Origin of the sequence: Nonomuraea sp. NPDC052129 (assembly GCF_040680095.1) — a bacterium.
GTDB lineage: Bacteria > Actinomycetota > Actinomycetes > Streptosporangiales > Streptosporangiaceae > Nonomuraea.
Map to the genome: position 1 here is coordinate 38,687 of NZ_JBFAVX010000011.1, position 13,750 is coordinate 52,436.

The window sequence follows — 13,750 nt, forward strand, 5'->3', positions numbered from 1 at the left end:
CCAAATCGGTCAGCCCGGCGCGACTCCGGTCCACGGCACCCCCGCGCGGGTCTCCGGAGTCTCGATGCGGAAGCGGGGCAGGGACTCGGGGAAGTTCTCCCTGATGTAGCCCACGAGGTGTTCGCGTACGTCGCACTTGAGGTCCCAGGCGGAGGGCGAGTCGGCGGCGCTCATCAGCGCCCGCAACTCGACCAGCCCGTTCGGCAGCACGTCGGTGACCTGGAGCGTCCAGTCCTTCTGATCCCACAGGGGGCTCTCCTGGATGAACCGGTAGAGCTCTTCGCGCAGCTTGCCGATCGGTATCGACCAGTCGACCCGCAGGAACACCACGGCGAGGACCTGGCTGCCGTGCCTGGTCCAGTTCTCGAACGGGTTCTGGGTGAAGTAGGACACGGGCAGGACCAGGCGCCGCTCGTCCCACAGGCGTACCACCACGTAGGTGAGCGTGAGCTCCTCGATCCGGCCCCACTCGTCGTTGACCACGACCACGTCGTCGAGGCGGAGCGCGTCGCTGAAGGCGAGCTGGAGCCCGGCCAGCATGTTGCCGATGGTGGGCTGGGCGGCGATACCGACGATGGCGCCGGCGATGCCCGCCGAGGCGAGCAGCCCGGCGCCCAGGGCGCGAACCTGCGGGAAGGAGAAGAGCATGGTGCCGATCGCCAGGACGACGATGGTCACGGCGGCGACGCGGCGGACCAGCCCGATCTGGGTCATGATGCGCCGTGCCCGGCGATTGCGCTCCCCCTTGACGAGGACCAGCCGGTCCAGGACGACGTCGGTGAGGGCATAGCTGGCCTGGACGATCAGCCAGGTGACGCAGGCGATGGTGACCAGGCCGAGCACGCGGTCGATCGTGCCGCCGAGCTCGCGTTGGCGGACGCTCTCGCCGATCATCCCCGGCGAGAACACCAGGTTGGTCGCCACCACGACCCCCACCGAGAACGCCGCCCAGGTGCAGTGCTCCACCAGGTGCCGGGCGAGCGCCCATTTGCGGCCCGCCCTGACCAGCAGCCTCCTGACCACCTCCACCACGAGAATGGCGCCCGCCACCGAGATGGCGAGAATGAGCCAGTCGGTCGGCGACTGCACGTTCATGCCCCCTATGTCTTAAAAGGTCTCGTCAAATGTCACATTGCCCTCAACAGCCACTTGGTATGCGGAGACACGCCGTTCGAAGAAGTTGGCCAGCTCCTGGACGTCCTGCAGCTCCATGAACCCGAACGGATTGGCCGTGCCGTATCTCTGCGGCAGCCCGAGCCGAGCCAGCCGCTGGTCGGCGACATATTGAAGGTAGTCACGCATCTGCTCGACGCTCATGCCGGGCATGCCGTCGCCGCACAGATCGCGGGCGAAGGCCAACTCGGCGGCGACGGCCTCCTCGATCATGCGGGTGACCTGCTCCCCCAGCTTGTCGTCGAACAGCTCGGGCTCCTCGGCCCGCACGGTGTCGACGACGCTGAAGGCGAACTCCATGTGCATGGACTCGTCACGGAACACCCAGTTGGTGCCGGTGGCCAGCCCGCCGAGCAGGCCCCGAGACCGGAACCAGTATACGTAGGCGAACGCTCCGTAGAAGAACAGCCCTTCGATGCAGGCGGCGAAGCAGATCAGGTTGAGCAGGAACTGCCGCCGCTCGTCCGCGCTCTCCAGCTGCCGTAGGCCGTTGATCGAGTCGATCCACCGGAAGCAGAACTCCGCCTTGTCCCTGATGGACGGAATGTGCTCGACGGCGGCGAACGCCTTGACCCGTTCCTCCAGGTCAGGCAGGTACGTGTCGAGCAGCGTCAGGTAGAACTGCACGTGCACGGCCTCCTCGAACAGCTGCCTGCTGAGGTACAGCCGCGCTTCGGGGGCGTTGACGTGCTGATAGAGGTTGAGCACGAGGTTGTTGGCCACGATGGAGTCGCCGGTGGCGAAGAAGGCGACCAGCCGGTTGATCAGGTGGCGCTCCTGCGGCGTCATTCTGGCCAGGTCGGCGAGGTCGGAGTGCAGGTCCACCTCCTCGACGGTCCAGGTGTTGCGGATCGCGGCGCGATAGCGCTCGTAGAAGTCCGGGTAGCGCATGGGGCGCAGGGTCAGGTCCATGCCGGGGTCGAGCAGCATTGGGGGTCTCCGTTCGAGGGGGCTACTTTCGGGTGGACTACTACTGGCAGGCTTCGCAGGTTTCCGGGTTCTCCAAGGAGCAGGCGACGGCGTCGAGCGCGATCGTCGTCTGCGCGATCGTCGTCTGGGCGATCCGGGTGGCCGGGCGCGAGCGCAGGTAGTAGGTGGTCTTCAGGCCCTGCTTCCAGGCATAGGCGTACATCGACGACAGCTTGCCGATCGTCGGGCTGGCCATGAACAGGTTGAGCGACTGCGACTGGTCGATGTACGGCTGACGGGCCGCGGCCAGGTCGATGAGCGCCTTCTGCGGCAGCTCCCAGGCCGTCCGGTACAAGGTCTTGAGGTCATCGGGGATGCCCGCGATGTCCTGGACCGAGCCGTCCGCCCGCTTGAGGTCGTCGCGCATCCGCTGCGTCCACAGCCCGCGGGCCTGCAGGTCGGCCACCAGGTAGCGGTTGACCTGGAGGAACTCCCCCGACAGTGTCTCGCGCTTGAACACGTTGGACACCTGCGGCTCGATGCACTCGTAGCACCCGGCGATGGAGGCGATGGTCGCGGTCGGGGCGATGGCGACCATCAGCGAGTTGCGCAGCCCGGTCTCGGCGATCTTCGCGCGCAGCTCGTCCCAGCGTGGCGACACGGCGGCGGCGTAGTGGTCGGGGTGCAGGACGCCGCCCGCCGCCCTGGTCTCCTCGTACGACGGATGCCGGCCGCGCTCGACGGCCAGGTCGGCGGAGGTGTCGTAGGCCGCCAGGGCGATCTCCTCGGCGACGCGCGTCGACAGGCCCAGCGCCTCGGGCGAGTCGAACGGCAGCCGGAGCGCGAAGAAGACGTCGGCCAGGCCCATCACGCCGAGCCCGATCGGCCGCCAGCGCTTGTTGGCCGCCTCGGCCTCAGTGGTCGGGTAGAAGCCCAGGTCGATGGTCCGGTCCAGGAAACGTACCGCCGTACGGACGGTCGTGCGCAGCCGGGCCCAGTCGACGCCCTCGCCGGTCAGGTGGGCGGCGAGGTTGATCGAGCCGAGGTTGCACACCGCCGTCTCGCCGTCGCTGGTGACCTCGAGGATCTCGGTGCACAGGTTGGACAGGTGGATGACGTTCTCGGGCCGGGCCGTCTGGTTGGAGGTGCGGTTGGCGGCGTCCTTGAACGTCATCCAGCCGTTGCCGGTCTGGGCGAGGGTGCGCATCATCCGGCCGTAGAGGGTCCGGGCGGGCAGTTGCCGGGTGTAGCGGCCGTCGGCCTCGTAGGCGCGGTAGGCGCGGGTGAACGCCTCGCCGTACAGGTCGGTGAGGTCGGGGACCTCCTTGGGGTCGAACAGCGACCAGACCTCGTCGGCCTCCACCCGCCGCATGAACTCGTCCGGCACCCAGTTGGCCAGGTTGAGGTTGTGCGTACGCCGGGCGTCCTCGCCCGTGTTGTCGCGCAGCTCCAGGAACTCCTCGACGTCGGCGTGCCAGGTCTCCAGGTAGACACAGGCCGCGCCCTTGCGGCGCCCGCCCTGGTTGACGGCGGCGACGGAGGAGTCGAGCGTACGCAGCCAGGGCACGATGCCGTTGGAGTGCCCGTTGGTGCCCTTGATGAGGGATCCGCGCGAGCGCACCCGGGTCCACGCGATGCCGATGCCCCCGGCGTACTTCGACAGCCTGGCCACCTGCCCATAGCGGTCGTAGATCGACTCCAGCTCGTCGCGCGGCGAGTCGAGCAGGAAGCACGACGACAGCTGCGGCCGGCGCGAACCGGAGTTGAACAGTGTCGGCGAGCTTGGCAGGTACGACAGCGTGGACATGAGGCCGTACAGCTCGGCGGCCTCGGCGACCGTCTCCGACAACCCGCAGGCCACGCGGAGCAGGAAGTGCTGCGGCCGTTCGAGCACGGTCCGCGACTGCGGGTGCCGCAGCAGGTAGCGGTCGTAGACCGTACGCAACCCGAAATACTCGAAGCGGTCGTCCGCGTCGCCGGAGACGAGCGCGTCGAGCTCGGCGGCGTGCGCGCCGACGAAGGCGGCGAGCGAGTCCTGGATCAGCCCGGCGGCGTGGGTGGCGGCGATGGACTCGGAGAAGGTCCGCACGCCGTGCCCGGCCGCCTCGTCGGCGATCTCCTCGGCCAGGAGCCGGGCGGCGATCCGGGAATTGGCCGGATCGGTGATCACCCGGGCGGCGGCCTCCTCGATCGCCAGCCGCCGATCGACGGTTTTGGCGGTGGCCGACTGCCGATCGACCGTCGCCGGCTGCCGGCCGACGGTGGCCGGCTGGTGATCGGCCTCAATGATCTGCGTCACGTGCTCTCTCCTCGCGAGCTCATCCCCGTGAGGGCGCGTGAGAGCACGGCGGCCCTGGACTCCCCGGCCGCCGACGCCCCCGGCCCTCCCTCGAGGCCATGGACACTTCGATGGGCGGAGCCGGCTGGCTCCCCCAACGTCACCGGCAGGTCTTCGGGCTCGCGGGCATGGTCGATAGTTCCTACTGGCCGTCGCTTCCCGGAAATGTCCAGTGCTCGTGACGGCGGTCGTTCCCGCTCACCGCTGCGGGGCAGCCCCGGAATCGCACCGGGTTCCCTTTTGCTCCGCCCCGAGGGGCGAACCAGCGACGAGCAGAATCCTACATCTAGTGGCCCTGGGCGCAACTACCCCAGCATGTTGTGTCAGCGGTGTCGAGCATGCCTAGATCGCGGAGCACGGCCCTGGTCCTGCCGATCTCCGAGGCCAGCCACTGTTCGAAGTCGTCGCCGCTGAGCGGGATCGAGGTCCATCCCTCCGCCCGGCAGGCCGCCCGCCAGGAGGCGGACTCCGTGATCTCGTCACAGAGCCGGATGGCGACGGCCTTGCCGTCCTCGGACATCCCCTCGGGCCCCACGGCCGCGCACCAGTCGGCGAAGTCGACCCGCACGCCGCACTCCAGCAGGCTCGGCGCCTCGACGCCGTCCACCCGGCGCGCGCTGGAGACGGCCAGCACCCTGACCTGGCCCTTGCCGATGGCGCGGCGCCAGTCCGCGAGCGTGCCGGTCGCCGCGGCGGCCTTGCCACCGAGGAGCGCGGCCGTGGCCTCCTCGCTGCCGGGAAAGCCGGTGTAGTCGACCTGCCGGGTGTCGGCGCCGAGGCCCTTGGCGATCAGCCCGAACAGCAGGTGGTCGGGCTCGCCCTGCGGTCCGCCCGTCAGCGGCGTGCGGTCGGGGTGGGCGACCAGCTGCGCGCCGAACTGGTCGAAGGTGGCGAACTTGGAGTGAGCGGGCACCACCACCACCTCGATCTGGCCGGTGAGCCGGGCCAGCGGCGTGGCGGTGTCGAGCAGCGACAGCCCGTTGTTGAGCTCGGTCGCGGCCAGCGCGGGCAGCCCGGTGACGGTGATCCGGGTGACGGGCGGCGTGCCGGAAATCGGGAAACCGGCGTCGCGGGCGGTTTTGACGAGCGCCTTGGCGACGCGGGCCCAGCGTCCGGCGCCGGGGACGATCGCGAACCGGCCCGAGAGGCCGGCCGCGTTGACGGCACGTCCGCCGAGGCTCCCCTCCGTGCCACATCCTGTCGCGCAGGCCGCCACCGCCAGGCCGAGCGCGAAGAACCCCCGTCGGCGCATGGCGTCCTCCCCTCGCACCCCATAACTACCCCAGGTCACTGACACTTAACGCACTGTTACACATCTGGGTTGTCATTATCAGGGATCACGAAAAGTCGGGAAGAACTATGAAGTTTTCTCGCCCACACCGACGAGCAGGTACGACGGCAGCGAGGGCTCGCTGACCAGCCTGGGCCGGTCAGGACGCCAGTCAGGGGCGTGCACCAGGCCCGGCTCGACCAGCTCGAAGTCCCCGAAGAACGCCCGAATCTCCCTCGGCGTCCGGTCGGTGCCGGCCCCGGCCGAGGTGGGCCGGTGGAGCGGCGTGGCGCCCTCCTCGAACCGTCCCCGCGAGGTCGCGTGGGTGAGCACCAGGTAACTGCCGGGCGCCACCGCCTCGCGCAGCCTGGTCACCATCTTGCCCGGGTCGCGGGCGTCCGGGATGAAGTGCAGGATCGAGACCAGCAGCACGCCCACCGGCTCGTTCATGTCCAGGAAGCGGGACGCCTGCGCCAGCACCTCGTCGGGGTCGAGCAGATCGGCCTGGACGAAGACGGCCCGGCCCGCCTCCTCCAGCAGCGCCCTGGCGTGGGTGGCGACGACCGGGTCGCGATCGACGTAGACGACTTTCGCCTCCGGCGCCACCTCGTGCACGTTGCCCTGGGTCGGCAACCCGCTGCCCAGATCGAGGAACTGGCGGACGCCCGCGTCCGCCAGGTGGCGGACCGCGCGCTGGAGGAAGGCCCGGTTGGCACGCGCCAGCAGGACGGCTTGCGGGATCAGCGCCGCAAGCCGGTCGATCGCCTCGCGGTCGACGGCGTAGTTGTCTGTGCCGCCGAGCATGTAATCGTACATTCGTGCGAGATTTGGCGTTTGGCCATGAAACTCGGGCACAGTTTCGATCTTAAGTCCTGCCGGTCCACTTATCACGGGCTATGTGCCTATTGTGGCCGCCGGGTCGTAGCAGTTACTCGACTGTGACGCTCTTAGCCAAATTGCGTGGCTTATCCACATCGCGCTCGAGCGCCACGGCGGCGTGGTAGGCCAGCAGCTGCAGCGGGATCGTGAGCAGGATCGGGTCCAGCTCGATCTCGTTCTTCGGCACCACGATGACGTCGTCGGCCAGCTTGGCATCGGGTTCGCGGTGGCCCACCATGAGCACCTTGCCGCCGCGGGCGCGGATCTCGCCGAGCGTGGTGAGGTTCTTGTCGAGCAGTTCGTCATCGGGGACAATCGCCACCGTCGGCATCTCGGGGCCGATGAGGGCGAGCGGCCCGTGCTTGAGCTCGCTGGCCGGATAGGCCTCGGCGTGGACGTACGAGATCTCCTTGAGCTTCTGCGCGCCTTCGCGGGCCACCGGATAACCACGGACCCGGCCGACGAACATCATGCTCGGATAGTTCGCGTACTTCTTCGCCAGCTCGGCGATCTTGTCGCCCTGCGCCAGGATCTCCTCGATCTGGCCGGGCAGCCTGCGCAGGCCCTCGCAGACGCGGCGGCCGTCGGCGGGCGAGAGGTCGTGCACCCGGCCGAAGTGCAGCGCGAGCAGCGCGAACGCCAGCGACGTCGAGGTGAACGCCTTGGTCGAGGCGACTGAGACCTCGGGCCCGGCGTGCAGGTAGACGCCGCCGTCGACCTCGCGGGCGATGGCGCTGCCGACCGCGTTGACGATGCCGATGACCCGGCCGCCCTTGCGCTTGAGCTCCTGTACCGCCGCGAGCGTGTCGTAGGTCTCGCCTGACTGGCTGATCGCGACGTAGAGCGTGTCGGGGTCGACGACCGGGTTGCGGTAGCGGAACTCGCTGGCCGGCTCGGCGTCGGCCGGGATACGGGCCAGCTCCTCGATGAGCTGCGCGCCGATCTGGCCCGAGTAGTAGGCGGAGCCACAGCCGATGATCTTCACCCGGCGAAAGGAGCGGGTCTCGCGGGCGTCCATGTTCAGGCCGCCCAGGTGGGCGATGTGGAAGCGCTCGTCGAGGCGGCCGCTCATGGTGCGCGAGACCGTGTCGGGCTGCTCGGAGATCTCCTTGAGCAGGTAGTGCTCGTAGCCACCGGTGTCGTAGTGCCCGGCGTCCCAGTCTACGGTCAGCGGCTCCTTGGCGGTCTCGCGCGCGTCGCTGGCGAAGGTGTGGAACCCGTCGGCCTTGAGCACGGCCAGCTCGCCGTCCTCCAGGTGCACGACCTGGCGGGTGTAGCGGACGAGCGCGGCCACGTCGGAGGCGGCGAACATCTCCTTCTCGCCGATGCCGAGCACGATCGGGCTGCCGTTGCGGGCCACGACCACCTCGCCGGGCCGCTCACTGTCGACGACCGCGATGCCGTACGTGCCGACGATGCTCTTGAGCGCCTTGCGTACGGCCTCCTCCAGCGTGTCGGTCTCCTCGACCGTACGGGCGATCAGGTGCGCGAGCACCTCGGTGTCGGTCTCGGAGACGAACTCCGCCCCGTCGGCGGTCAGCTTGGCGCGCAGTTCGTCGGCGTTCTCGATGATGCCGTTGTGCACGACCGCGATCCGCTCGTCGGACGACAGGTGCGGGTGCGCGTTGACGTCGCTGGGCACGCCGTGCGTGGCCCACCGTGTGTGACCGATACCGAGGGCGCCCTTGAACCTGGGGGGTACGACCTTCGCCAGGTCGGCGACCCGGCCTTTGACCTTGCGTACCTTGAGCCCCTTGTTGGACACGACGACGCCGGCCGAGTCATAGCCTCGGTACTCCAGCCGTTGCAGCCCCTCCAGCAGGATGGGCGCCGCATCCTTCGACCCGACATAGGCCACGATTCCGCACATACGACGCTCTCCTCTGCTTTTGGGGCTTTTCTCAGCTTTTGTCCGCTTTTATCCGTACACGATCCTGCGCAGTTGCCGGAGCGACAGCTCCGGCGGCGCCACCCGGCGCCCGCGCAGTTCCGCGGCGACCCTGGGGAAGATCTCGTCGTTGGTCAGACCGCGAGACTTCAGCTCCCCGTGACGCCGCCGTACGAACTCCTCGACCGGCTCGGAGAAGTACGACAGCACGTCGGCCACCACGCGCGCCGCCTCACCGGGACCGAGACCACTGGTCCTGACGAGGTGGGCGACGAGGTCTTCGTAGGGATGCCGTGCCAGGGACACAGACGAGGACACTACGCAGCTGGGATGCGACACGCTAATATTCTGCCCGAAATCGGGCAGGATATTAGCTAAAGCACGGTCGACCGACCCCATCCCTTACCGAGACGGCGGCAGGCGAAGGCTCCGGCCAGCGCACCGAGGGCGATGAGGACGGCCGCGGGGCCCATCGTGGCGGCCACGTCGCCGCGCACGGCGGCCTGCAGCATGGTCGTCGCCCAGTAGCCCGGGGAGGCGGGCGCGATGGCCTGCGCCCATGACGGCATCAGCGCGTACGGCACCAGCGCCCCGCCCAGCGCGCTGACCGACAGGGCGCCGATGTTGCAGAGCGTGCTGAGCTCGCCATGGCTGCGTACCACCGCGGCGAGCGCCGTACCCACGCCGAGGAGGGCGAAGCACCAAGCGGCGACGGCCAGCCCGAGCGGCCAGAGCGGCCCTGCGGGCCGCATGCCCATCGCGAGGACCCCATAGACCAGCAGGACGACCTGCTGAACGACCAGGATGGCGAAGACCGGCAGGGTCTTGCCGATGATCAACTCTGGCATGCGCGCCCGAGTCGCCCTGATCCGATCCCAGGTGTGCCAGACACGCTCGGTCAGCACAGCGGTCGCCACATCGGCCATCGACAGCACCGAGAACATCACCAGCAGCCCGGTCACCACCTGCGCCGGCTGGCCGATCATGGACTTGAAGACCAGCATGAGCACCATCGGCATCACCAGGTAGCTGACCAGGTGAGCGGGGTCGCGCCTGCGCAGCAGCACGTTGTGCCCGACCAGCACCGCGATGCGATGGAGCGAGTCACGCGACATGGGACAACTCCTTGTAGAGGTCGTCGAGCGACGGCTGGCGGATGTCGATGCCGCGTACCGGCCGGTCGAGGCCGCGCAGCAGCTCGGCGAGCGTGGCCGTCGGGTCGGCCGTGGTGACGGCCAGCTCCTCGTCGTCGTCGAGAACCACCCGTACCTCACCCGGCAGGCCCTTGAGCAGCTCCTCGCCGGTGCCTCTGGCGATCACCCTGCCGCTCTTCGCGACCGCGATCGTGGCGGCCAACTCGGTCAGTTCGGGCAGGTAGTGGGTGGCGTACACGACCGTGGCGCCGTTCTCGGCCCGGCTGCGGACGGCCGCGAGAAGGGCGGCCCGCGTCTCGGGGTCGGCGCCCACAGTCGGCTCGTCGAGCAGCAGAACGGCGGGGTCGGCGACCAGCGCGGTAGCGGCCTGGGTACGGCGCTGCTGACCGCCGGACAGGACGCTCACCCGCCGGTCCAGCTCGTTCGTCAGCAGCATCTCCTCGGCGATCCGGTCGATGGCCTGCTTGAGCGCCTGGCGGCGCAGCCCCGCCAGGCCGCCGAAGAAACGCAGAGTCTCGCGGACGGTGACACTCGGGTAGAGCGCGAGCTGCTGCGGCGCGACACCCGCTCGGCCGTCGATCACCACATTTCCCGACTCGGGAGTGATGAGGCCCGAGGCGATCTCGAAGAAGGTCGTCTTGCCGGCGCCGTTGTGCCCGACCAGCCCCGCGATCTCTCCCGGCGCCACCTCCAGGCAGAAGCCGTCCAGCGCGGCCACCCCATTGAAGCTCTTGACCAGTCCCATCGCCTTGAGCATGTCCCCCGCCCCTCCCCGGTCTACCTTGTAGACTGCTCTACACTGTAGACTGAGGCGGTGCGGAAACTCAAGACCGAGCGGCAACCGGAGATCCTCGACGCCGCCCTCGCGATCGCCGACGAACGCGGACTCGACGCCCTGACCATGCGCGCGGTCGCCGAACGCCTCGGCCTGACTCCCATGGCCCTTTACGGATATTTCCGCAACAAGGATGAACTGCTGGACGGGCTCGTCGGGCGCCTGCTGACGACCCTCCCGGAAGGCTCGCCCGGCGAGTCGTGGGACCAGCGGCTGAGCGCGTTCGCCTGGGCCACCAGGAGGCTGGCGCGGGAGCATCCCAGCGTCTTCCCGCTGCTGTTCGCCCGGCCGTCGGTCACGCCCGACGCGGTACGGGTGGTGGACTGGATCTACCAGGCGCTGATCGACGCGGGAGTGCCTGATGCCGAGGTGCCGCGGATCGAGCGCATGGTCAGCACGTTCGTGCTCGGCTTCGCGACGTCCGAGGCGAACGGGCGCTTCTCGGCGGCCGGTCATGACGTCCGGTCACGCCGGGCCCGGGGCGACTTCCCCGCGCATCAGCGACTGATGCCCTACCTCGACGCGCCGGCCGACCTGGACGCGGAATTCGCCGCCGACCTCGCAGACCTCGTCCGCGTCATCCGCCCCGCCTGACCCATCTCTTTCGGTGACATGGTTACGCTCGGTGTTTTCACCGTCGCGTTCTGTTCCGCCGTGTGGGGGTCCTCATGTTGCTGTGGGTCGTCGTCGGTCTCACCGCGTCCACCGTCGCCATGCCCGGACTGCCCGAACTACCGGACCTGCCGGACATGGGCGGCGTGGGGCATCGGGTTGACGCGAGCCGCCAGGGCGATTTCGCGGCGGCGGCGCGGGAGTTCGGGGTGCCGGAGAGCGTGCTACTGGGTGTGTCGTACCTGGAGTCCAGGTGGAACGCGAACAGCGGAGCACCCAGCGTGGCCGGCGGCTACGGCCCCATGCACCTCGTGGACGCGCCGGGCGTACCTGGAGGCGCGCATGACGGGGTGTCCGCGCGGGAAGCGACGCTGCGGCTCGCGGGGCGCCTCACCGGGCTGGCGCCCGCGCGACTGCGCGCCGATCCCGCCGCCAACATCCGCGGCGGTGCCGCCCTGCTCGCGTCCTACCAGCGACGCCCCAGCGCGAACCCCGCCGACTGGTACGACGCGGTCGCCCGCTACTCGGGCGCGCACGACCCGAACGCGGCCCGCGCCTTCGCCGACGAGATGTTCGCGGTGATCCGCGCCGGAGCCACCCGCCGCACAGACGACGGCCAGCCGGTACGGCTGGCAGCCATCCCCACCCTCCGCCCACCGACCCATCTCCACCCACCGGGCCGCCTCACCTCAACTGCTCGCCTCCACCCAGCAACCGACCTCCACCCAGCGGCCAAGCACCACCCATCAACCCGCCCCAGCCCAGCCACTCATCTCCACCCAGCCGCTCACTTCCACCCACCAGCCCGCCTCGGCCCAGCAACCCGACTCACCCCAGCAGCCCCCCTTCGCCCAGCGGCCCGCCTCAGCGCTCTATCGGGTCTCACCCCGCTCGGCCCCAGCGCAACCCATGTGGCAGCAGCACGTGTGCCGGGCGGACACCCCTCAACCTCACCGAAGACCACTGGAGGCTCCTCGGCGTCATCCGAAATCACCGACGCCCACTACCCACCTCCATTCCCAATCCCGCTCCCGGCCCCGGCCCTGACCCCGGCCACGACTGACGTGGCACAACCCCAGCCCAACGTGGCACAACCTGTCGCCGACCAGGCGCAACCTGCGACCCCAGGAGACCAACCGCCGGCACCTGGAACGAACACGAGCCATCCGGCACTCCCAGCCCCGAACACGGCGAACGTCGAATGCCCCGCCTCACTGGCCTGCGAGTGGATGCCCGCCGCCTACAAACGCACCGGCAAGGGCGACTACGGCAACCACGACACCCTGAACGGGCCGAGACGCATCGACTACATCGTGATCCACGACACCGAGGGCACCTACGAAGGCGTCCCGTCGATGGTGAACGACCCGGAATACGTGAGCTGGCACTACACGATCCGCTCCAGCGACGGACATGTCGCCCAGCACGTACGTACAAAGGACATCGCCTGGCATGCGGGCAACTGGGATATCAACTCCCGCTCCATCGGCATCGAACACGAGGGCTACCTGGCCAGCGGCGGCACCTGGTACACGGAGGCGATGTACCGTTCGTCAGCCAAACTGGTGAAATATCTGGCCGCCAAACACCACATCCCCCTCGACCGCGCCCACATCCTCGGCCACGACAACGTCCCTGGCCCGAGCCCCGAAACGCTCCCGTCCATGCACGAGGACCCGGGACCGTACTGGGACTGGGCACACTATTTCGACTTGATGGGCAGCCCACTCAAAAAGGCCAAGAAGGGCACATCAATCATCATCCGCCCCACCTACGAAACCAACCAACCGCATTTCACCGGCTGCACCGCCAAGCCCACCAGCCCCACCGGAACCACCGAGGACAACGAGAACAACGAGAACAACGAGGCAGCAGAGCCCGCCAATCCCACCAAGTCTGTCAACCCCACCGAACCTGCCAAGTCCGCCAAGCCCCCCGAGCCGGTCAAGTCCGCTAAGCCCACCAAATCCGCCAAAACCACCGGGCCCTGTCCCCCGCACGGCGCCTCAGCGGTCTTTCTGCGAACAGAACCGCGCGAGGACGCCCCCCTCGTGGACGACATCGGCAAACGCGTCGGCAAGCCCAGCACGTACAGCGTCTACGACCACAGCGCCCGCGCCTCGACCGGCCAGCGATACGCGGTGGCGGCCCGGAAGGGCGCCTGGACGGCCATCTGGTATCTGGGCAGCAAGGCCTGGTTCTACAACCCCGCCACCGCCCCCACCGCCATCCCGGCGCGAGGCCCGCTCGTCACCCCCCGCACGAAACACGTCAGGGTGTACGGCCGGGCATACCCCGAAAAATCCGCCTACCGCAGCACCGTCGCCTACCAGCCCTCAACCCCGCTCGACTACGTCATGCACCCCGGCCAGTACTACTCGCTCGGCCTCACACTGCCCGGCTCGTACCACGCGACGAACTCCTTCAACCCGGCCAACCACGTCACCGTCACGGGCAAGGACCGCTACCACCAGATCCAGTTCGGCCACCGCGTCATGTTCGTCATGGCCAAGGACGTCCGTGTGACCCACCGAACCCCACCCATCCACGTGACCCACCGACCCCCGCCCGCCCGCGTAGCCCACCGACCCTCACCCGCCCATGCAACTCGCCGACCTCCACCCACCACATAACCCACCAGACCTCACCCACCAAACCCCACCCGTCACGTGACCCGCTGAATCTCGCCCCC

At 68.9% G+C, this 13,750-nt stretch carries 11 protein-coding genes and 1 riboswitch; of the genes, 2 read left to right on the plus strand and 9 right to left on the minus strand.

The window, feature by feature from the left end:
* Positions 1–9 precede the first annotated feature (9 nt).
* The 9 genes from AB0L53_RS24380 to AB0L53_RS24420 all read right to left on the minus strand — a co-directional run bounded on the left by AB0L53_RS24380 (position 10) and on the right by AB0L53_RS24420 (position 10,368).
* A complete protein-coding gene (locus AB0L53_RS24380; protein WP_363997848.1) occupies positions 10–1,095 on the minus strand; it encodes a mechanosensitive ion channel domain-containing protein in 1,086 nt (361 codons plus the stop codon).
* Positions 1,096–1,107: 12 nt separating this feature from the next.
* Positions 1,108–2,103 carry a ribonucleotide-diphosphate reductase subunit beta gene (locus AB0L53_RS24385; protein ID WP_363997851.1) on the minus strand — a complete coding sequence of 332 codons (996 nt, stop codon included), beginning with the start codon at positions 2,101–2,103 and terminating at the stop codon, positions 1,108–1,110.
* A gap of 40 nt (positions 2,104–2,143) precedes the next feature.
* Entirely contained in the window at positions 2,144–4,381 is a 2,238-nt protein-coding gene (locus AB0L53_RS24390; protein WP_363997853.1) for a ribonucleoside-diphosphate reductase subunit alpha, read from the minus strand.
* A gap of 126 nt (positions 4,382–4,507) precedes the next feature.
* A riboswitch (cobalamin riboswitch) is annotated at positions 4,508–4,702 on the minus strand.
* A 4-nt stretch (positions 4,703–4,706) separates the two neighbouring features.
* Entirely contained in the window at positions 4,707–5,672 is a 966-nt protein-coding gene (locus AB0L53_RS24395) for a tripartite tricarboxylate transporter substrate-binding protein (RefSeq protein ID WP_363997856.1), read from the minus strand.
* A gap of 105 nt (positions 5,673–5,777) precedes the next feature.
* Positions 5,778–6,581: an SAM-dependent methyltransferase gene (locus AB0L53_RS24400; protein ID WP_363997859.1), complete on the minus strand. Its 804-nt coding sequence runs from the start codon at positions 6,579–6,581 to the stop codon at positions 5,778–5,780.
* A 37-nt stretch (positions 6,582–6,618) separates the two neighbouring features.
* The gene (gene glmS / locus AB0L53_RS24405; RefSeq protein ID WP_363997862.1) at positions 6,619–8,439 is read right to left on the minus strand and encodes a glutamine--fructose-6-phosphate transaminase (isomerizing); all 1,821 of its coding nucleotides are present in this window, start codon (positions 8,437–8,439) and stop codon (positions 6,619–6,621) included.
* 48 nt (positions 8,440–8,487) lie between these two features.
* Complete coding sequence (locus AB0L53_RS24410; protein ID WP_225289808.1) at positions 8,488–8,763, minus strand: hypothetical protein; 276 nt, start codon at positions 8,761–8,763, stop codon at positions 8,488–8,490.
* Positions 8,764–8,831: 68 nt separating this feature from the next.
* Positions 8,832–9,572, minus strand: a complete 741-nt coding sequence (locus AB0L53_RS24415) for an ABC transporter permease (RefSeq protein ID WP_363997866.1) — start codon at positions 9,570–9,572, stop codon at positions 8,832–8,834.
* Positions 9,562–10,368: an ABC transporter ATP-binding protein gene (locus AB0L53_RS24420; RefSeq protein ID WP_363997869.1), complete on the minus strand. Its 807-nt coding sequence runs from the start codon at positions 10,366–10,368 to the stop codon at positions 9,562–9,564. The genes AB0L53_RS24415 and AB0L53_RS24420 overlap by 11 nt, the downstream gene beginning before the upstream one ends.
* 57 nt (positions 10,369–10,425) lie before the next feature.
* Here AB0L53_RS24420 and AB0L53_RS24425 point away from each other — a divergent pair, with 57 nt between their 5' ends.
* Both AB0L53_RS24425 and AB0L53_RS24430 read left to right on the plus strand, forming a co-directional pair.
* Positions 10,426–11,040: a TetR/AcrR family transcriptional regulator gene (locus tag AB0L53_RS24425; RefSeq protein ID WP_363997872.1), complete on the plus strand. Its 615-nt coding sequence runs from the start codon at positions 10,426–10,428 to the stop codon at positions 11,038–11,040.
* A 74-nt stretch (positions 11,041–11,114) separates the two neighbouring features.
* Positions 11,115–13,691, plus strand: coding sequence for an N-acetylmuramoyl-L-alanine amidase (locus tag AB0L53_RS24430; protein WP_363997875.1), 2,577 nt, complete (start codon positions 11,115–11,117; stop codon positions 13,689–13,691).
* Positions 13,692–13,750: the final 59 nt, after the last annotated feature.

Excerpts from the sequence above, each read along its gene's own strand:
- AB0L53_RS24380 (WP_363997848.1), bottom strand. The coding sequence starts at position 1,095 with ATGAACGTGCAGTCGCCGACCGACTGGCTCATTCTCGCCATCTCGGTG.
- AB0L53_RS24385 (WP_363997851.1), bottom strand. The coding sequence starts at position 2,103 with ATGCTGCTCGACCCCGGCATGGACCTGACCCTGCGCCCCATGCGCTAC.
- AB0L53_RS24395 (WP_363997856.1), bottom strand. The coding sequence starts at position 5,672 with ATGCGCCGACGGGGGTTCTTCGCGCTCGGCCTGGCGGTGGCGGCCTGC.
- glmS (WP_363997862.1), bottom strand. The coding sequence starts at position 8,439 with ATGTGCGGAATCGTGGCCTATGTCGGGTCGAAGGATGCGGCGCCCATC.
- AB0L53_RS24415 (WP_363997866.1), bottom strand. The coding sequence starts at position 9,572 with ATGTCGCGTGACTCGCTCCATCGCATCGCGGTGCTGGTCGGGCACAAC.
- AB0L53_RS24420 (WP_363997869.1), bottom strand. The coding sequence starts at position 10,368 with ATGCTCAAGGCGATGGGACTGGTCAAGAGCTTCAATGGGGTGGCCGCG.
- AB0L53_RS24430 (WP_363997875.1), top strand. The coding sequence starts at position 11,115 with ATGTTGCTGTGGGTCGTCGTCGGTCTCACCGCGTCCACCGTCGCCATG.